18 protein-coding genes are annotated in these 18304 nt (G+C 38.4%); 5 read left to right on the top strand and 13 right to left on the bottom strand.

What is annotated here, in order from left to right; all coding sequences use genetic code 11:
* Window positions 1-77: 77 nt before the first annotated feature.
* A complete protein-coding gene (ispE, locus tag EGI31_RS05355; protein WP_255036143.1) occupies window positions 78-899 on the bottom strand; it encodes a 4-(cytidine 5'-diphospho)-2-C-methyl-D-erythritol kinase in 822 nt (273 codons plus the stop codon).
* Window positions 900-1133: 234 nt separating this feature from the next.
* Between ispE and rpsJ the strand changes: the two genes are divergently transcribed.
* From rpsJ to EGI31_RS05340, 3 genes are all read left to right on the top strand, one after another.
* Window positions 1134-1439 carry a 30S ribosomal protein S10 gene (gene rpsJ, locus EGI31_RS05350; protein WP_255036142.1) on the top strand — a complete coding sequence of 102 codons (306 nt, stop codon included), beginning with the start codon at window positions 1134-1136 and terminating at the stop codon, window positions 1437-1439.
* 148 nt (window positions 1440-1587) lie between these two features.
* On the top strand, window positions 1588-2232 hold the full coding sequence (upp, locus tag EGI31_RS05345) for a uracil phosphoribosyltransferase (RefSeq protein ID WP_255036141.1): 645 nt from the start codon (window positions 1588-1590) through the stop codon (window positions 2230-2232).
* Window positions 2233-2270: 38 nt separating this feature from the next.
* Window positions 2271-3524, top strand: coding sequence for an MFS transporter (locus tag EGI31_RS05340; protein WP_255036140.1), 1254 nt, complete (start codon window positions 2271-2273; stop codon window positions 3522-3524).
* Here the strand turns inward: EGI31_RS05340 and EGI31_RS05335 are convergent.
* The 12 genes from EGI31_RS05335 to EGI31_RS05280 form a co-directional block, all read right to left on the bottom strand.
* On the bottom strand, window positions 3521-4789 hold the full coding sequence (locus tag EGI31_RS05335) for a sterol desaturase family protein (RefSeq protein WP_255036139.1): 1269 nt from the start codon (window positions 4787-4789) through the stop codon (window positions 3521-3523). The genes EGI31_RS05340 and EGI31_RS05335 overlap by 4 nt on opposite strands.
* A gap of 76 nt (window positions 4790-4865) precedes the next feature.
* Window positions 4866-5321, bottom strand: a complete 456-nt coding sequence (locus EGI31_RS05330; protein ID WP_255036138.1) for a GNAT family N-acetyltransferase — start codon at window positions 5319-5321, stop codon at window positions 4866-4868.
* 90 nt (window positions 5322-5411) lie between these two features.
* Window positions 5412-6170, bottom strand: a complete 759-nt coding sequence (locus EGI31_RS05325) for an SDR family NAD(P)-dependent oxidoreductase (protein WP_255036137.1) — start codon at window positions 6168-6170, stop codon at window positions 5412-5414.
* Window positions 6167-8209, bottom strand: a complete 2043-nt coding sequence (locus tag EGI31_RS05320; RefSeq protein WP_255036136.1) for a putative oxidoreductase C-terminal domain-containing protein — start codon at window positions 8207-8209, stop codon at window positions 6167-6169. The genes EGI31_RS05325 and EGI31_RS05320 overlap by 4 nt, the downstream gene beginning before the upstream one ends.
* Before the next feature lie 122 nt (window positions 8210-8331).
* Window positions 8332-9318, bottom strand: coding sequence for a vWA domain-containing protein (locus EGI31_RS05315; protein WP_255036135.1), 987 nt, complete (start codon window positions 9316-9318; stop codon window positions 8332-8334).
* Window positions 9315-10151: an N-acetylmuramic acid 6-phosphate etherase gene (gene murQ, locus EGI31_RS05310; RefSeq protein ID WP_255036134.1), complete on the bottom strand. Its 837-nt coding sequence runs from the start codon at window positions 10149-10151 to the stop codon at window positions 9315-9317. Before murQ ends, EGI31_RS05315 begins: the two co-directional genes overlap by 4 nt.
* Window positions 10152-10292: 141 nt before the next feature.
* Complete coding sequence (locus EGI31_RS05305; protein WP_255036133.1) at window positions 10293-11672, bottom strand: dipeptidase; 1380 nt, start codon at window positions 11670-11672, stop codon at window positions 10293-10295.
* A gap of 125 nt (window positions 11673-11797) precedes the next feature.
* Window positions 11798-13021 carry a hypothetical protein gene (locus tag EGI31_RS05300; protein ID WP_255036131.1) on the bottom strand — a complete coding sequence of 408 codons (1224 nt, stop codon included), beginning with the start codon at window positions 13019-13021 and terminating at the stop codon, window positions 11798-11800.
* The gene (locus tag EGI31_RS05295) at window positions 13018-13278 is read right to left on the bottom strand and encodes a hypothetical protein (RefSeq protein ID WP_255036130.1); all 261 of its coding nucleotides are present in this window, start codon (window positions 13276-13278) and stop codon (window positions 13018-13020) included. Before EGI31_RS05295 ends, EGI31_RS05300 begins: the two co-directional genes overlap by 4 nt.
* Before the next feature lie 176 nt (window positions 13279-13454).
* Complete coding sequence (locus tag EGI31_RS05290; RefSeq protein WP_255036129.1) at window positions 13455-13754, bottom strand: hypothetical protein; 300 nt, start codon at window positions 13752-13754, stop codon at window positions 13455-13457.
* Complete coding sequence (locus tag EGI31_RS05285) at window positions 13736-13909, bottom strand: hypothetical protein (RefSeq protein ID WP_255036128.1); 174 nt, start codon at window positions 13907-13909, stop codon at window positions 13736-13738. Before EGI31_RS05285 ends, EGI31_RS05290 begins: the two co-directional genes overlap by 19 nt.
* 54 nt (window positions 13910-13963) lie before the next feature.
* A complete protein-coding gene (locus tag EGI31_RS05280; protein ID WP_255036127.1) occupies window positions 13964-16372 on the bottom strand; it encodes an alpha-ketoacid dehydrogenase subunit alpha/beta in 2409 nt (802 codons plus the stop codon).
* A 239-nt stretch (window positions 16373-16611) separates the two neighbouring features.
* On the opposite strand from EGI31_RS05280, the gene EGI31_RS05275 reads away from it, so the two are divergent.
* Both EGI31_RS05275 and EGI31_RS05270 read left to right on the top strand, forming a co-directional pair.
* Entirely contained in the window at window positions 16612-17001 is a 390-nt protein-coding gene (locus EGI31_RS05275) for a DUF1573 domain-containing protein (protein ID WP_255036126.1), read from the top strand.
* A gap of 95 nt (window positions 17002-17096) precedes the next feature.
* Window positions 17097-18302, top strand: coding sequence for an ATP-grasp domain-containing protein (locus tag EGI31_RS05270; RefSeq protein WP_255036125.1), 1206 nt, complete (start codon window positions 17097-17099; stop codon window positions 18300-18302).
* The last annotated feature ends 2 nt before the right edge of the window (window positions 18303-18304 follow it).

Here is an 18304-nt window from a genome sequence, read left to right as displayed (position 1 = left end):
GGTTTTAGACCACCGCCTTAAAAATAAGTAACAAAAAAACCAGTGAGTAAAGCCAAATAAATAGCAGTAAGTTGAAATTAAAACTGGCTCTGACCTTGCCAAATAACACAATCCAAGAAGATTTTTTCCAGATCCTCTACCTTGGTGTCGAAAATCCCAAATACTGTAGAACCGCTTCCTGTCATAGAAGCATAAATTGCTCCATTGTGGTATAAACTATTCTTAATCTGTCCTATTTTGGGATGGTTGTCGATAATTTTTGCTTCAAAATCATTCTTCAAAGTATTTTTCCACATTGAAACTGGCCCAGAAACAATATCTTTTATCGGGACCTCTGGTTTTCTTGGTCGAACACCAGAATAGGCCTCAGCCGTAGAAATGTGTATTAGAGGATTTACCAAAACAATATATTTACCTTTCAAAGAAATCTCTATCTCTTCAAATTCAGTTCCTTTACCAAAACAAAACTTCGGCTTATTTTCAATGAAAAAAGGACAGTCGCTTCCTAACTTTTCAGCCAATTTTTCTAACTCTTTCACGCCCAAATCAAGGTCAAACAATTCATTAAGCATTTTTAAAGCAAAAGCTCCATCAGCCGAACCACCACCTATGCCTGCCCCCATGGGCAATACTTTATGCAAATGTATATTCACCGACATTCCACCGAAGTATCCTTTTTCTTCCAAAATTCGATATGCCTTACAAATCAAATTGTTATCTTGATTTCCAGGTATTTCCAAACCAGACGATTGAAAAGAAAAACTATCGGCCTTAACCATTTCGAGAGCATCGCACCAGGCAATAGGATAAAAAACGGATTCTATATTGTGGTATCCGTCAGTTCGTTTTTCTATGATATTCAGCCCGAGATTTATTTTTGCGTTCGGAAAAGTGACCATACTTGTATTTTTGGCAAATTTATGAAAAGGGCTCCGCGAAACAAAGAAATGAATGAAGGCTGGGTGAAGTTTGTGAGAACAGAAACTTGGGCGGTGAATATGGTTTCCGAAATTGATTTTCCCTAAAACTTTTGTGATTAGAGAATTATCCTTAATTTTGCACTCCAATTTTTGGCTTGTCGGAGTAAATGGTTCTTTCGCAAGCTTATTTTTCACCAAATAAAACTGAACCAAATGTCACAAAAGATCAGAATCAAATTGAAGTCTTTCGACCACATGTTGGTTGACAACTCATCTGAGAAAATCGTTAAAGCGGTAAAATCTACAGGAGCTACAGTTAGCGGTCCAATTCCGTTGCCTACTCGCGTTGAGAAATTTACGGTTTTGCGTTCTCCTCACGTTTCAAAAAAATCAAGAGAGCAATTCCAGCTTTGTACTTACAAGAGATTGATAGATATCTACTCTGCAAGTCCAAAAACTGTAGATGCACTTATGAAATTGGAACTACCAGCAGGTGTTGACGTTGAAATCAAAGTGTAGTTTTCGTAAGAATCGACATTTTAAAACCTCTTTTTCTTTCGGAAAAGAGGTTTTGTGTTTTAAGGGCTCCGGTTTTGGATTTGTTTTTTTGCAGAAATAGAATCAGAATAAAGTATTTTCTTATTTTTGTTGAAACAATAACATTCCAATGTGGGTATTAGCCGAGCAAAACTCTATCGCCAATAATTTCCTTAGCGAACTACGAGACAAAGACATCCAAAAAGACACCATGAGATTCAGAAGAAATCTCGAACGCTTAGGTGAAATTTTTGCCTACGAAATCTCGAAATCATTGTCGTTTAGTAACACTACAACCGAGACTTCACTCGGCATCAAGGAATCTTCTACTTTGAGTGAATACCCCATAATCGTTACAGTTTTGCGAGCTGCCATGCCTTTACACCAAGGTTTATTGAATTTTTTCGACAAATCCGACAGTGCATTTATAGGAGCATACAGAGGGGTTCATGACTCGAAGGAACACTTTGAAATAGAAATGGACTACATCAGCAGTCCCAACTTACAAGGTAAAACCCTCATCATCTGCGACCCGATGTTGGCCACAGGTAAATCATTAGAAAAAGCTTATCACGCTCTGCTCAGGTTCGGAATTCCGGCCAAAACACATATTGTTTCAGTAGTAGCCAGCGAAAGAGGCGTCAGATACATCCATGCTCGAATGCCCGAGTGTAAACTTTGGATTGGTGACATAGACCCTGAACTCAACACCAAATCATACATAGTTCCGGGTCTTGGTGACGCAGGAGACTTGGCGTTTGGTGTGAAAATTTAACGATTCAAAAACTACCCTAAAATTATAAACCCGAAAGAATGAAAAACGAAAAATCAGACCTGCAGCACTTGTTTAGTATGCCCGTTATAGTGGCCGCATTAGGCTATTTTGTAGATATTTACGACCTCCAACTTTTCGGAATCGTTCGAATTCCTAGCCTTGAAAGCCTTGGATTAAACAAACAAGAAGTAGATTCTATCGGCACGAGCATCATAAACATTCAGATGATTGGACTTCTTATCGGAGGTATTCTGTGGGGTACTTTGGGCGACAAAAAAGGAAGACTTTCGGTGCTATTTGGCTCTATTATCACCTACTCATTGGCCAATATATTTTGTGGATTCATACCTCAAATGGACTTTGTAGATAAAGTGGAAGCCTACAAATGGTTGAGATTTTTGGCAGGAATTGGATTGGCTGGTGAACTTGGGGCGGGTATTACGCTGGTATCGGAGGCTTTACCAAAACATCTCAGAGCAAAAGGAACCTCTCTTGTTGCGGGAGTCGGACTTTTGGGTGCTGTAGTGGCCACATTTACCGTAAAATTATCAGGCGACTGGACCATTGCTTACTTCATAGGTGGCGGAATGGGCTTCTTGCTATTGTTGCTAAGAGTCGGAGTTCTGGAGTCGGGAATGTACAAAAGCATTACGGACAAAGCCCATGTTTCGAAAGGCAATTTCTTTGCGTTTTTTACAGATTGGAATAGATTCACCAAATACTTAAGGTGTATCGGCATAGGCATGCCTACATGGTTTTGCATAGGTATTTTGGTCTATCTCAGCAATCAATTTGGAGAAACTTTTGGATTTACCGAGAAAGTAGAACCAGGCCTAGCCATCATGTGGGCTTATGTAGGTATATCGGCAGGAGATTTTCTGAGTGGGTTCCTAAGCCATTGGCTGGCTTCTCGCAAAAAAGCCATCGCTTTTATGATGGGGATGTCACTTTTAGGTGTTCTATTTTATCTTTTTGGCGGAATGCAAAATGCCTTTACACTTTATGCTACATGCGTTTGGTTAGGTTTCTGGACAGGCTACTGGGCCATGTTTGTAACCGTTGGTGCCGAGCAGTTTGGAACAAACCTGAGAGCTACAGCAGCTACTACTGTACCCAATATGGTTAGAGGTTCTGTGGCTGGTATGACCACCTTATTTGGTTTTTGGAAGCCAAACTTTGGGGTTATATGGGCAGCAGCAGCGGTAGGCCTAATTATTTACATAATCGGCTTTTATTCAACGCTTAGCATAGCAGAAACCCACGATAAAGATTTAGATTATCTCGAAAATTAAGCTATTTTGGTCTTTAAATCAAAGACTTCTTTGGATCTAAAATAATACACTGAAACCAATGTTGAGACTATGAAATAAGCCAAAAACATTGGTTTCAAAATGGCCAATTGCTCAAACAATGGATTCCATAAATCTCTAAAGGCAATTACACCGATTCCATAAAGATTCTTTACTAATTCAAAGAATAGAAATCCTGGATTTTTGTCCATGAATTCGGTGTACGCATAGATATTGAGGAAAATCATCAAGCCATAGAGCATTAACTGTGACAATGAAAGATTTCCGAAATAATAAAACATTATAGACAAAAAGCCAAGCGTAATAAAAAACTGAACCCAAATCCAGGTTCTGGCTCCCAGTGAGAACTCTGTTGTATATTTCTGGAAATTATAAGGATTTGTAATTTTATCAACTGGATATTTTTCCTCAAAACCCTCAGGACGCCAGCCCGTTGGCATAAACCAAATTCTGACCTTATCTTTCCAAGAATCAGCCCTCCAAGCATCCAAAATCAATAGCCAAAGGTGTTTAAAATTTATTTTTATGGGGTTCCAAGTCGCCATAGGTCTTGTAATGCCATAAACTGGCTTCAGATTGGGTAATTCCTCCTGAAAAGTACCAAAAAGTTTATCCCAAATGATAAAAATCTGCCCGTGATTTTTGTCTAGATATTCTGGATTAAGTGCATGATGCACTCTGTGATGAGAGGGTGTTACAATGATTTTTTCAAGAAAACCCATTCTATCGATATACACTGTATGGTACCAAAATTGAGCGAATAAATGAATAGGGGCTACAACACCTATCACTTCTGGTTTCACACCAAAAATAGCGGCTGGAATAAGAAAAAATGTGAAAATATTCACGAAAGTAGAAATGCTCTGACGCAGGGCACACGCCAAATTAAACTCCTCGCTGCTGTGATGAATGGCGTGTTTATTCCAAAAGAAATTAACCTCATGAGCTAATCGATGTACCCAATAACCCGAAAAATCCAAGGCAATAAAAGCAATAATATAAACCCAAACGGTAGATTTTATATCGAATACTGCCAAATGCTCATAAAACCATTTGTAAGAAATGATGGTAATACTTAGGCCCAAAACATCCTTTAAGGTATTTGTATAACCCGAACTAAGACTCGAAATGGTATCCATAGTTCTGAATTCATGCTTAAACCTCAGATATCCGTAGAGTTTTTCGGCCATAACCAAAAACAAAAATATGGGAGAAGCGATGAGAAGTATTTTGGCGTAAGTTTCCATTAGTATGCAAGCATAATATTATTTAGCAAATATAAGAAATATTGCTTTCTATAAATAATTCAAGAAATATTTATGCTTATTGAAGTAACTTTTCGAAACAAATACTATTCTCAACACCGATGTATTGGCCAAAATTTTCTGTAATCTGATAATCATTTTTATGATAAAACGCCACAGCTTCAGTTTGTCTTTTACCTGTCTCCAAAACTAACTTTTCGGCATTCAGCTCTTTGGCCCACTTTTCCAATTCATTGATTACCAGCGAAGCTACGCCTTTTCCTCTCATATTTTCTTCCACAAACATTCTCTTTACTTCCCAGACATTCGTCGAGCCCATTTGTTTGATGGCACCACAAGCTACGGGGATTCTATTCTCATAATATACCACAACGTGATTTATATTGTCAATTTTGTTGAATTGGTCGTAAAAAGCATGTTCATCACCATCGGTAATAGTTAGATAGGCGTCCAACTTTTTTACCAAAGCCACAAAATGATCATTTGAAGAATTGGTACGGAGAACTTCGAGCATGAGAGACAAGAAATTTAAAGTCTTGAAATTTTCTCAAATATATGAATAATTGAAATTTTAAGACCACAAAATATTAGTAAATCCGGAAGTTTAGAATCCGATGGCATTTCCACCATCTACTCTCAACGATACTCCCGTGATATAAGATGCGGCCTCGGAGGCCAAAAACACTGCAGCGTGACCAATATCCTCGGGTTTTCCGAATTTGGCCATGGGAGTGCGACCAAGGGCTTTATTCATTCGGTCAGGGTCGGAATTCATGGCGGTTTGCATCATGGCAGTTTCTATAAAACCAGGGGCTATCGCGTTTACTCTTACTCCGAACTTGGACCAATCCGATGCCAAGGCTTTCGTGAGCCCTTCTATACCACTTTTGGATGCCGTGTATGCAGGTACTCTGTCTATGCCATAATAACCTGCCATCGAAGAAATCATGATAATCGAGCCAGTTTTTCTGGAAATCATACGTTTTGCTACCTCCCTACTCAACGCAAAAACAGAAGTGAGGTTGGTCTGAATAATATTGTTAAATTCTGCATCGGTAACATCAACCGCAGGTTTTTTCATGTTTATGCCTGCATTGTTAACCAAAATATCTATTTCGCCGTATTTCTGGGTTATACTTTCAACCAGTTCAGTGGTTTTATTCAAATCCGTCACATCGTTTACCTCATAAAACACATTGTCTCCAATGTTATTTACGGCCTCTTGCAACATATTTTCTCTGCGACCCGTGATGATCACTTTGGCACCTGCATCTCTTAAGCAACGCGTGATTTCGTACCCTATACCCGAACCTCCGCCCGTAACCAAGGCTATTTTGTTTTCTAAAGAAAAAGGATTTGTCATTTTTGTTTGTTGGCTAATTCTAAAGCACTTGTGGTGATATAATATTTCAAAAGCATGTTTGGAACTTCCCAGTCTGGCAGGTTATTTACTTTGTAAAATTTCAAATAACGCTCCATTACTTCTCCAAAATGAGCCTCATGACCCGTTCTGTATTTTGTAGGAATATCCACAACATAATCACTTCCTGATTTCAACAAAGTGATTCCTGGGTATTTTGCCTTCAATTTTTCGAATTCGGCATTCAAATTTGCCTCTGAAATTTTTGAGTTTTTGATATACAATGTTGGCGTATATTTCTCTTCCTCACCTTGTTTTATCTCGATATTTCCAAGAGAACCTTTCATGATAGAATAGTGTGTGTCACCACCCTTATCAGTGCTGTAGTTCCAAAGTACTTTTACTTTAGAATGTACATTTTTAACTTTGAAATCAATCTCTCCGTTGGCAAAAACATTAAGCGTATTGGCATCCTTCAAATCCTTTTTCAAGAAATCTGGGAAAGATTTTGCTCCTGTAATTTTACCGAATTCATCCAATGTCATTTCGGTAGGCCAACGTTTAGCTGCCAAAACTTTGGCATCTTTTACATCCAAGGGTACTTCTGGAAATGCCGCCCAAAGGGCCAAATCGACCAAGTGGGTGGTCACGTCCACAATTCCTTCGCCCTGTTGTTTGGTATCCATAAACCATTGTGGACGGATAAGCGGACTACCAGAAACATATTTGAAAAAATGATGAACACTTTCTTTGATTATAGAAGGATCTTCGGGAGTTCCAGGCAATAAATCTCCAAAAATCCCTTTCATCATTGACAATTCTCTTTGGAGCGTGGTCGTGATTTCTGACCGCTCGGTCATGATATCATACAAAAGAATATTCTTCTCTTTGGCTACCTTAAAGGCAGTTTTGAGCTTTTCATATCCTTCGGCATCAATGCACATGGGTTTGTCAGCCAGCACATTCATACCGGATTCCACAGATTTCAGAATGGCGTCTGTTTTCTTGGCATTGTTACCAGCCATTACAACGATATCACCTTTTTTCTCTGAAATCATTTTTTCGAAATAATCCGAACCTGTGTAAGTATTTGTTTTCCAAGAAGTAGGAGCATCCTTACGGGTATTGTAAGAATTTATTCTTTGCAAATGTTGATTTAAATCTTCTCCTGCCGGAGCATAAATCTGAACCTCTGGATTTAGGCCAGCCAACATGGTTTTTTGAACCAAGGCTGCATGAAAATGTCCAGGATCCAGGGTAATTATGCGAGCCGGGGCTTTCTCGAACTTGGCGTTTTTTGAATAGTCAAGCATTTTATTTTTGCCAATGGCGTAAGTAATTCCTCCAAAAAGATGTTGCATAAAAAGCGGATCGTCGAAATCCTTTTCGCTATGCCCACCGGCTGTGTAAAACGAACGTCCACCTTCAAAATCATGATACCAAGCGTTAGGGTAATTTTGAGTATGAACATTGGACTTGAAAGTAGTTGAATCCAAAACCATCAATACATTCAATTTATTGGTCATTGGCCCAAAGAAATACCATTCGTCGGTTCTTTTCCACTCCGTTGGAAGCATTTTGGTAGAAGGATGTTTTTTGTCAACCACCCTCACCGTACCATCCTGATAAGGAGGATGAAATTTGAAAGTAGCACCGAGCATCTGATTAAACCATTTCCAGTTTCGCTCCACTCCAGACGAGGAGTGAATACCGACAAAACCGCCTCCTGCACGAATGTAACGCTGCAAAGCAGCCTCTTGGTCGGCATCAAAAATGTCCTGATTGGCACTAAGGAAAACCAACGCACTATATTTTTGAAGCGTTTCGTCATTAAAAAGACTTGCATCTTCTGAAACATCGGCTTTTATGCCATTTTTCTCACAATACTCTTTGAGTTTTTTTGCTCCGTATTCTATGGAAGCATGCCTGTAAGCCCAAGCTGCATTTTTTGAAAATATTAGAACTCGTTTTTCAGTACGAGATTTTTGTGCAAAAGAGACCTGAAAGCACAATAAAACCAGAAGAAATACTCTAAACATCATTATTAAGGTTGTTAGCACAAACCTATAAAATTTTCAGATGTGTTTTTAGGTAAATTATTCGAATTGTAATATTATTTTGACGTTTTCTCCAAAAAAGAAGAAATATTTCACACAATTGGTAATTAATCCTCCAAAATATTACCTAAAAAAGTGAATTTCAGGAATAAGGAAATCAAGAAAAAGAGAATGGACCAGTTGAGGTAAATGTAGTAATAATCAGAAACATCCTTGATGTTTTGGTCCTTGAATTTTGTTTTTTCTAGAAGATTTATTTTGCTAAAAATCTTGATAAGGGCGTTGTTATCGGTCGCTCTAAAAAACTGTCCATCGGCTTTTTCAGCCAACATTTTCAGTGTTTTTTCATCAATAACTTCCTCTGCTGAATTTTTACCTATTGCTATCGTGTAAACTCTGATCCCAAAAGTTTTGGCTAACTCGATCGCTGTTTCAGGGGCTATGGCACCCGTAGTGTTGTCTCCATCACTGATAATAATGGCTATTTTCGATTTGCTCGGCACGTCTCTGAGCTTGTTGATACAAGACGAAAGAGCCATTCCAATAGCTGTGCCTGAGGTTTTTATAAGACTAGTATTTAAGCTATTGAGATATTCTTTGAGCAAGTCATAGTCGGTAGTAAGCGGACTTAAGGTAGTTGTTTCACCCGCAAAAGCCACCAAGGCTATCCTGTCGTTTACTCTGCCTTCTACAAATCCTTTACCTATATTTTTTGCTGCTTCAAGGCGGTTAGGCTGTAGATCTTTGGCCAACATAGAGTCTGAAATATCAATGGCCAATGCTATGTCAATTCCTTCGGCATATTTTTCCTTGTCAGAGTTAACCAACTGAGGCCTCGCCAAAGCTAGAATCAAGCAAACAATACCCAAAATATAAAAAAATGGCACAAAATAACGCAACCAAACGAAAAGCGAAGCTTGAATAGACAAATTGCTAACACTCAAAACCAAAGTCTGCTTTCTCTGGGATTTGAATACCCATTTCAAAAAAAACAATATCGGAATAAGGAGGAAAAGCCAGAAAAAATACGGATTCGCCCACTCAAATTTGTTAAGAGCGGAAGTTGAAAACCATTTGAGTGAAAACCATATCATCTATTTATGTTTTGGTAAAAATCCACGGCCTTTCTTACACTTCCTTGCGTAATTAGAAGTTCCTTAGCTACGGAATAATCAACACCTATCTCGCTGACAATCATCTTGATGCCTCTTTCGATGAGTTTTTCGTTGCTGAGCTGCATATCCACCATTTTGTTGCCTCTTACTTTGCCTAAGTTTATCATTATGGAGGTAGAAATCATATTCAAAACCATCTTTTGGGCCGTTCCTGATTTCATTCTAGTTGAGCCTGTTACATATTCTGGCCCAACAACTACTTCGATTGGAAACTGTGCATTTGCCGCTACCTCACTGCCTTTGTTACACACTAGACAGCCCGTTAAAATGCCATTTTGATTGGCTTTCTTTAGACCTCCCACCACATAAGGCGTCCTACCAGAAGCGGCTATTCCCAAAACCGTATCGTTTTGATTAATGTCGTATTTCTTTAAATCTTCCCAAGCTTGGTCTATATCGTCTTCGGCATTTTCTACTGCAAATTTTATAGCGTGATCTCCACCAGCAATCAATCCAACCACCAATCCATGCGGTACTCCGTAGGTCGGCGGACATTCTGATGCATCTAAAATACCTAAGCGACCACTTGTACCAGCACCGATATAAAACAAACGACCTCCATTGAGCATTCTTTCAACAGCATTTTGAATAAAGACTTCAATCTTCGGCAAAGCTTTCTCAACTGCAAAAGGAACGGTCTTGTCTTCATCATTCATTCCCTTAATTAGTTCAAACACCGATTTTTGCTCGAGATTATCGTGATTTGAGGTTGCCTCCGTCGATAGACTTTCTAAGTTTAATTTGTCCCTCATTTGATTACTCTTTTAATTAAAACGTCCATTGAAATTCAAAAATGGCAAGCTGATTAAACTGATACTTCGTAATGCTGATTTACACGGATTTTGATGAAAGAAAAATTCTACACAACTGTGAATATTGATAAAAAATAAGTTCTATTTACTCAATTCCCTGAAATACTTGTAAAACAACGGAATGGTTTCGATTCCTTTCATAAAATTGAAAATGCCATAATGCTCATTCGGCGAATGTAAGGCATCAGAATCTAATCCAAATCCGAAAAGTATAGACTTCAGTCCCAGTTCTTGTTCAAAAAGTGCTACGATTGGAATACTTCCTCCGCCTCTGGTTGGTACAGGTCTCTTGCCGAAGCTCTCCTCCAAAGCCATAAAGGCGGCTTTATAGCCTATTGAATCTGTTGGCGTAACATAAGGTTGACCTCCGTGATGTTTTTTTACAGAAACTTTTACAGTCGGAGGAGCTATGGCCTTGAAGTGTGTCATAAACAAGTCGGAAATTTCTTCCCAGTCTTGGTCAGGCACCAATCGCATCGATATTTTGGCGAATGCTTTTGAAGGCAAAACGGTTTTTGAACCTTCACCTGTGTAGCCACCCCAAATTCCATTGACATCCAACGTAGGTCTTATGGCCGCTCTTTCTCTGGTGGTATAGCCTTTTTCACCTGTTACCTCGGCAATGTTGAGGTCTTTTTTGTATTCTTCCAAATCAAAAGGAGCAGCTTCGAGTTCGTCTCTTTCTACCTGGCTCAGTTCCACCACTTTGTCATAAAATCCTTTTACGGTGATTTTGCCGTCGGCGTCATGTAAGGAGGCTATCATTTGTGACAAAACATTAATCGGGTTCGCCACTGCACCACCATAAACGCCCGAGTGCAAATCACGGTTGGCAGCCTCCACTTCAACCTCCATATATGCCAAGCCTCTCAAGCCAGTTTCTACCGAAGGAATATCGTTGCCGATGATAGAAGTATCGGATATAAGAATGATGTCGGCCTTGAGTTTTTCTTTATTGTTTTTTACAAAAGTTCCAAGATTTTCAGAGCCTACTTCTTCCTCGCCCTCAAACATCACTTTTACGTTGCAAGTGAGTTCATTATGCAAAATCATAGCTTCGATTGCTTTAACGTGCATGTAAATCTGGCCTTTGTCGTCACAAGCACCACGAGCGAAAATAGCTCCTTGCGGGTGACTTGGTGTTATGATAACTGTTGGTTCAAAAGGTGGGCTATTCCAAAGTTCGATAGGGTCGGCGGGCTGTACGTCATAGTGACCATACACCAAAATAGTAGGTAAACTTGGGTCAATAATTTTTTCAGCAAAAACTATCGGATGACCTTCTGTAGGGCAAATTTCAGCTTTGTCAAGTCCTGCTGCTAGCAATTTATCTTTTACCCATTCAGCAGCAGTAATCATGTCAGGAATGTGCTTGGAGTCCGCACTGACCGAAGGAATCCTTAAAAAATCGAAGAGTTCGTCTAAATATCGTTGTTTGTTTGAAGCTATATAATCTTTCATCAAGGCATTTTAAAATAATACCAAATTTAGACTATTTTTTTGGAGGAAAAAAATGTCACGAAGGGTGCATTGACGGTTGAATTGAATCTCAAAAATACAAATGAATTTTGAAATCACTTTTTGGATTACTCCGCATTCCAAATTTTCAAATAATAAGGGTTAAGTTTTTTGGAGCTACATTCTTCAATGGTTATCATTTTATTTTCACCTGTAATAAGTATTCTTCGAATGACGCCATGTTTTGGATCCTCCCCAGATATTATCTTTTCTAATTTGCCTGTAGTTTTATTCATAAAAATAATCCTCTCGCAATTTGAGCCAATGACATGAGTTTTTGAAACCGTTACCTCTGAACCTATGAATTTTTCATAATAAGAATATCCGTATTTAAAATATGGCTTTTCTTGTATTAACGAGGGATCCATCTCAAATTCGTTAATAATACCACCCGTTAGGCTATTTAGCTGCGTATAAAATTCATGGTTCAAAATATGGACAATACCTTCATAATCAATCGTAAAGCTAAATGTATTCAAATTCATTTTTTTTACATTGGGCTTAGGGTCATTTTGATGTGCAAGATTTTTTTGACGAATAGGTTCTATTTTCTTTAAATCTGGCTTCCATTTCCATAGTATTTTGCCTGTTGTGGCTTTAACACCCAATATACCTTGCGAACGGCTTTGGACTAACAAAATACCGTTATCATGCAAATAAATATTTCTATCCAAGAGGTCTGAAATTTGCGTTTTCTTGAATAAAAAAGATTCATGCAAATTCCACTTAATAGAACCGTCTAAATCAGAAATACAAAATAGGCCGACTCGACCGTGAAAGGAGTTTTTATCCTGATCTTGAATTACAATTAAATCATTTTCCTTTGAAGCAATTATTTTGACATAAGGAAGTTCAATCTTCCAGAAAGTTTTTCCATCAAAAGACTTTTTTAATAAACCATTAAAATCCAAATCTGAATAATATATATTTTTAAAAATTAAAGTTGGATAGTCATTTTCATAGGGAATTTTATATCTTTTAATTTCATTTCCAGTTTCATTGCTAAAGACTACAATATCTGAATTCCCATTTTCTGAACATATAATTTCATCTAAATTTGACCAAAGCGAAATGTTACTAGTAATTTCAAAAATTTTATTCAAATTTAAATCGAGGCCAATAATCAAAGGTTGATTTGGGGATGGATAAGAAATCCATTGATAAAAAGAATATCCATTTTCATTAGGTACAATTGTTGGGGCCGTATAATACTTCGCTTGGATAATATTTAAATCAATATTTAAGTCCTTCATTAAATATTTCTGATTTCCATACAATTTACGATAATTCATAGTGTCTTAATTTTATCCCTTAATAATAATGCTCTACTTGCTGGGTTGGTTTTGCCACAATTAATTAAAGCATTTTTAACATTCAACAACTGCCCATTCTCCACCATTACAATAATTTTATCTTGAAGAACTGCATCACTTGAACAGCCCGATGGAGTCCTAAAAACCCTCATTTGCCAATTTCGGCCGGCCACTATGTCTTTGGCTATTTCGTTTTCAAAGTCTTTTTTAGCAAAGCGAAGTCTGGGGTTGACCAATATTTATATTCCATCGCTTTATCAGCATTAGAGCCATTTTTGATAACAAAGTCAGTTATTCTCTTATCTGCATGACCTAATTCCACGCTTCTTACATTGCTTAATCCAAATTCTGATTTTAGGGAAAAATAAATGTGTGTTTGTAAAGCATCAAGAATATCTTTTACTCATGTTTATCACCAATGTATCATTTTAGATGCAACGAACTCAATTATTATGACTTCATCATCTATTTGGTAAAAAACTATTGTATACTTTTTGTTGAAGGGAATGCACTTTAATCCAGAACTTGCTCTTTCGGGATCACGGCATCTAGCATATTCAGTTTTGTCAAAATTCAAGTCTTCAATAAAATCATAAACTTTTTCTTTAAACAAAATTGCAGTTTGTGGTAAACCTTTTGATTCGATAAAAAATGAAACAGACGCTAGGTTTTCGATGAAAGTATCAAGAAAAATTATTTTTGTTTTGCCCATTCCAAAATCAATTCTTCACTTTTTTTTCTAGCTTCATCAATTGAAAATAATCTGCCTTTGAACTTTTCATGAAAGTCTGCTTTTTGTAGAGCCACGAATTCTTCTTTTGGCAAAATCACATATTTTTTTTCGTCAATAATTACTTCTGAAACCATATTCTTGATTTTAATGATTCAAATATAAGTATTTTTTCGGAAACAAAACACACCTCAATACAACTCCGGATACTTAGCAGGATTTACCTCTGACATAATTTGGTAGGCGGCATCGAAGATTGTCTCGACGTTGGGTTTAGAGAAATAGTCGCCGTCTGTGCCGTAAGCTGGTCGGTGGGCTTGTGCACTGATACACACAGGTTTGGAGTCAAGGAAATGGTAGGCACCGTGCTCGTCAAGCACTTGTTGCATCATGTAGGCTGTGCCTCCTCCAGGCATATCTTCGTCAGCAAAAATGACACGATTGGTCTTTTTTACTGACTTCAGAATCATTTTGTTGATATCAAACGGCAAAAGCGATTGAACGTCAATTACTTCGGCACTAATTCCAACTTTGCGAAGATCTTCGGCGGCTTCAACTACTATGCGGCACATGGAGCCATAAGTCACTATAGTTATGTCGTTACCTTCATTTAAAATTTCTGGTACGCCCAATGGCTCACATATTTCGTGCAGATTATCGGGCAGTTTTTCTTTAAGTCTGTAACCATTTAGGCTCTCTATGACCAATGCTGGATCATCGCCTTTGAGCAATGTATTATAAAAACCTGCTGCTTTTACGAAATTTCTTGGCACTAACACGTGCATTCCTCTTAAAGCATGAATCATAACAGCCATAGGAGAACCTGAATGCCAAATACCCTCTAAACGGTGACCGCGAGTACGCACAATCACTGGAGCCAGTTGCCTTCCAAAGGTACGGTAACGTAAGGAAGCTAGGTCGTCGGTAAGTGTTGGAAGGGCGTAATAAATATAATCGAAATACTGAATCTCGACAATAGGCCTCAAACCACGCATGGCAGCACCTATTCCTTGACCAATAATGGTGGTTTCTCTTATTCCCGTATCTGTGATTCTCAGTTCACCATATTTTTCTTGTAAACCGGCGAAGCCTTGGTTTACGTCTCCTATTTTCCCAATGTCCTCACCTAAGGCAAATACCAATGGATTTTTAGAAAAAACATAGTCAAAAAATCTGTTAACAATCTCGCGTCCGTCCACCATCGGGCTTTTGTCAGAGTAAATGGCCTTTACAGGTTTTACTCGCATGGGCGAGGTTTCGAATTCAGAATAAAGATGACTGCTATATCTGTGTGTGTTTTTTGCCTGAAGACTCTCTATCAATTTGCCAATTTCCTTCCTGATTTTTTCACCAGAAACAATCCTTGAAAGTAATTTCAAAGTCTTTAATCCATCCTTTTTCTGCAGATTGGTGTTTGTTTCGAACTGCGAAACAAGTTTGGCTATTTCCAAGTCACCCTTGCTACTTTCAAGAGCCTCTGTTAGTAAGGAGGTAACCAAGACATTGTCGGCATTGATGGCTTCACGACAAGCGTCCCATGCCTTTTTACGAGCATCTTTGGCGTTATCATCAGCCTTTTTCTCAATGGCTTTCAACTCGGCTTCATCAGCAAAATTATTTTTGAGAATCCAATCTCTGAAAACCAAATTACAGTCGTATTCTAGTTCCCAGGCAAGTCTTTCTTTTGATTTATATCTTTCGTGAGAGCCCGATGCCGAGTGACCCTGCGGCTGAGTGACTTCTACCACATGTACCAACACTGGTGTGTGTTCGTCACGTGCGATTCTTGCCGCTTTTTGATAGGCTTGAATAAGTGCTGGATAATCCCACCCTTTTACTTTAATGATTTCTATGCCATTACCATCGGTTTTCTCAAATCCAGCCAAGGCTTCAGAAATACTCCCTTTGGTGGTTTGGTATTCTATAGGTACGGATATGCCGTAGCCATCGTCCCAAACAGAGACCACAAGCGGTATTTGTAAAACTCCAGCTGCGTTAATGGTTTCAAAAAACATACCCTGAGAAGTAGAGGCGTCACCAATCGTAGCAAAACAAACTTCGTTACCGCCATTGGAGAAATTCTTGAACTTCTTTAAATATGGATTTTTGCGAAACAACTTTGAAGCATAAGCAAGACCCAAACTCCGGGGCATTTGACCTGCAGTAGAAGAAACATCTACGGCTCCGTTGAACATTTCGGTTTGGTCTAACCAATGTCCTTTATCGTCCACCCAATGATTGCCAAAATGGGCATTCATTGATCTACCTGCCGTAAAAATATCGTGATTGATGTCGGCGTGTGCATACAATTGTGCAAAAAACTGTTGCCAAGTAAGGCCACCAGTAGCCGCAACCAAGGTTTGGTCGCGATAATACCCCGATCGGAAGTCGCCTTTTCTAAAAACTTTGGATAGTGCAATTTGTGCGAGCTCTTTTCCGTCGCCAAAAATACCAAATTTTGCACGACCCATGAATACGTCTTTGCGTCCCATTAAACTCACTGCCCTACTCTCACAAACCAATTGATAATCAGCCAAAACCTCTGTTTTTGATAGAATTACCTCATTTGATGTATAAAAACCAGTAAGCAGTTCACTCATGATTTAATCAGTATTCAGATTGAAAAAGTGTAATAATTCGTAAATTCAATGATTGAATTCGGAGTGAATATACAAATCTTTATGTAAAGTTAATTCATATTTTAATACAAATCACTATTTGAGAATCGAAAATTGGATTGTTAATACATTGTTAAAAGTTTTTAATATATCTAATGTTGGTATTTACTTTGTAATGGTTTTAAGCACGAATCATTTTTAAACATTTAATATTCAGTAACATGAAAAAATTATTTTTCACTCTAGTAAGTGTTCTTTTGTTTGCAGCGGCTACTAACGCTCAAGGTGTTTTGAAGTTCAACAAAGAAACACACGATTTCGGAAAACTTTCGGAAGGCCCATTGGCTACATACTCATTTGAAGTAACTAACACAGGTACTGCTCCAGTGGTAATCACAAACGCTCAGGCTTCATGTGGTTGCACAACTCCAGAGTGGTCTAAGGAGCCTATTATGCCAGGTGCTAAAAGTGTAATCAAAGTAGGTTACAATACTTCTGGCCGTCCGGGTGCATTTACTAAAACTATCACAGTAGTAAGTAATGCAGAAAACGGAACTGTTATTTTGACTATCAAAGGCAACGTAACGCCGAAAGCGACTGGAGGAAAATAAATTTCTTCAATCAGATATTGAGAGCCATCCAAAATAATTGGGTGGCTTTTTTTGTATTTAAGCTTTAAAGCTTATTTTTAGAAAAAAATATTGAGATGACTATACTTTGTATCTGTACATATTTCAAAGGCGTGGAGTTCCTTAAAGCCGCCAAAGAAGAAGGCAACACGGTTTTTTTGTTAACACACAAAAAGATTGAAAACAAACCATGGCCAAGAGAAAGTATCGACGAGTTTTTTTATTTAGAAAACAACGACAATTCGTTTGACACTTATCAAAAACTCATAGAAGGCTCCGCACATCTCATGCGTACTCGCAAAATAGACCTTGTGGTTGCTCTTGACGATTTTGATGTGGAAAAAGCAGCACTTGTAAGGGAGCATTTCAGAATACCCGGCATGGGCCAAACCACGGCCCGATACTTTAGAGACAAACTGGCTATGCGAGTGCAGGCCGAGGACAATCAAATACCAGTTCCTGGTTTTAGTGCCTTATTTAACGATGTGGAAATCACGCATTTTCTTGAAAACACCACAGGACCTTGGTTGGTTAAACCCCGCTCTGAGGCCTCGGCCACAGGTATTAAAAAGGTATATTCGAAAAACGAAGCTTGGGATTGGATACACAGCTTGGGCGAAGCCCGCCACAATTTTTTGATAGAAACATTCAAGCCCGGAGATGTATATCACATTGATTCATTGATTATTAACAAAGAAGTGGTTTTTGAAAGATGTAGTCAATACCTGAGTACACCATTTGATGTAGCTCATGGCGGAGGTATTTTTCGTTCGGTTACAGTTGAATTTGGGTCTCTTGACGAACAGGCACTTTCACTGATCAATCACCAAGTCATGAAAGCCTTCGGCATGAAGTTCAGTGCATCTCATACAGAGGTAATAAAATGTCATAAAGACGGTAATTACTACTTTTTAGAAACTGCCTCTAGAGTTGGAGGAGCTCATTTGGCCGAAATGGTAGAGGCTTCATCCAGCATAAATATTTGGAAAGAATGGGCCAAAATAGAAACGGCCGTTGCAGAAAAAAAACCTTATGTTTTACCAAAAAGAGAAAAGAAATATTCAGGTATTCTGATTTCACTCTCATCGCACCAATGGCCAAACATGGATGTCTTTGATGACAAAGAAATTTTCTGGAAAATGAACGAAGAATATCATGTGGGGCTTATAGTAAAAGCCGATAGCCGCGAAAGAGTGATAGAATTGCTGGACAAATACGCCAAAATGGTGATTGATTTGGGCCTTCACGCCTCCGCTCCTGCCCCGGACAAACCAACGCATTGAAA

This window comes from Lacihabitans soyangensis, assembly GCF_024343775.1.
GTDB lineage: Bacteria > Bacteroidota > Bacteroidia > Cytophagales > Spirosomataceae > Leadbetterella > Leadbetterella soyangensis.
This window is presented reverse-complemented; position numbering and strand designations above follow the sequence as displayed.

What these genes read in the sequence shown, in the direction of transcription:
- ispE (WP_255036143.1), bottom strand. Translation starts at nt 899, where the DNA reads ATGGTCACTTTTCCGAACGCAAAAATAAATCTCGGGCTGAATATCATA.
- rpsJ (WP_255036142.1), top strand. Translation starts at nt 1,134, where the DNA reads ATGTCACAAAAGATCAGAATCAAATTGAAGTCTTTCGACCACATGTTG.
- upp (WP_255036141.1), top strand. Translation starts at nt 1,588, where the DNA reads ATGTGGGTATTAGCCGAGCAAAACTCTATCGCCAATAATTTCCTTAGC.
- EGI31_RS05340 (WP_255036140.1), top strand. Translation starts at nt 2,271, where the DNA reads ATGAAAAACGAAAAATCAGACCTGCAGCACTTGTTTAGTATGCCCGTT.
- EGI31_RS05335 (WP_255036139.1), bottom strand. Translation starts at nt 4,789, where the DNA reads ATGGAAACTTACGCCAAAATACTTCTCATCGCTTCTCCCATATTTTTG.
- EGI31_RS05330 (WP_255036138.1), bottom strand. Translation starts at nt 5,321, where the DNA reads ATGCTCGAAGTTCTCCGTACCAATTCTTCAAATGATCATTTTGTGGCT.
- EGI31_RS05325 (WP_255036137.1), bottom strand. Translation starts at nt 6,170, where the DNA reads ATGACAAATCCTTTTTCTTTAGAAAACAAAATAGCCTTGGTTACGGGC.
- EGI31_RS05320 (WP_255036136.1), bottom strand. Translation starts at nt 8,209, where the DNA reads ATGATGTTTAGAGTATTTCTTCTGGTTTTATTGTGCTTTCAGGTCTCT.
- EGI31_RS05315 (WP_255036135.1), bottom strand. Translation starts at nt 9,318, where the DNA reads ATGATATGGTTTTCACTCAAATGGTTTTCAACTTCCGCTCTTAACAAA.
- murQ (WP_255036134.1), bottom strand. Translation starts at nt 10,151, where the DNA reads ATGAGGGACAAATTAAACTTAGAAAGTCTATCGACGGAGGCAACCTCA.
- EGI31_RS05305 (WP_255036133.1), bottom strand. Translation starts at nt 11,672, where the DNA reads ATGAAAGATTATATAGCTTCAAACAAACAACGATATTTAGACGAACTC.
- EGI31_RS05300 (WP_255036131.1), bottom strand. Translation starts at nt 13,021, where the DNA reads ATGAATTATCGTAAATTGTATGGAAATCAGAAATATTTAATGAAGGAC.
- EGI31_RS05290 (WP_255036129.1), bottom strand. Translation starts at nt 13,754, where the DNA reads ATGGGCAAAACAAAAATAATTTTTCTTGATACTTTCATCGAAAACCTA.
- EGI31_RS05285 (WP_255036128.1), bottom strand. Translation starts at nt 13,909, where the DNA reads ATGGTTTCAGAAGTAATTATTGACGAAAAAAAATATGTGATTTTGCCA.
- EGI31_RS05280 (WP_255036127.1), bottom strand. Translation starts at nt 16,372, where the DNA reads ATGAGTGAACTGCTTACTGGTTTTTATACATCAAATGAGGTAATTCTA.
- EGI31_RS05275 (WP_255036126.1), top strand. Translation starts at nt 16,612, where the DNA reads ATGAAAAAATTATTTTTCACTCTAGTAAGTGTTCTTTTGTTTGCAGCG.
- EGI31_RS05270 (WP_255036125.1), top strand. Translation starts at nt 17,097, where the DNA reads ATGACTATACTTTGTATCTGTACATATTTCAAAGGCGTGGAGTTCCTT.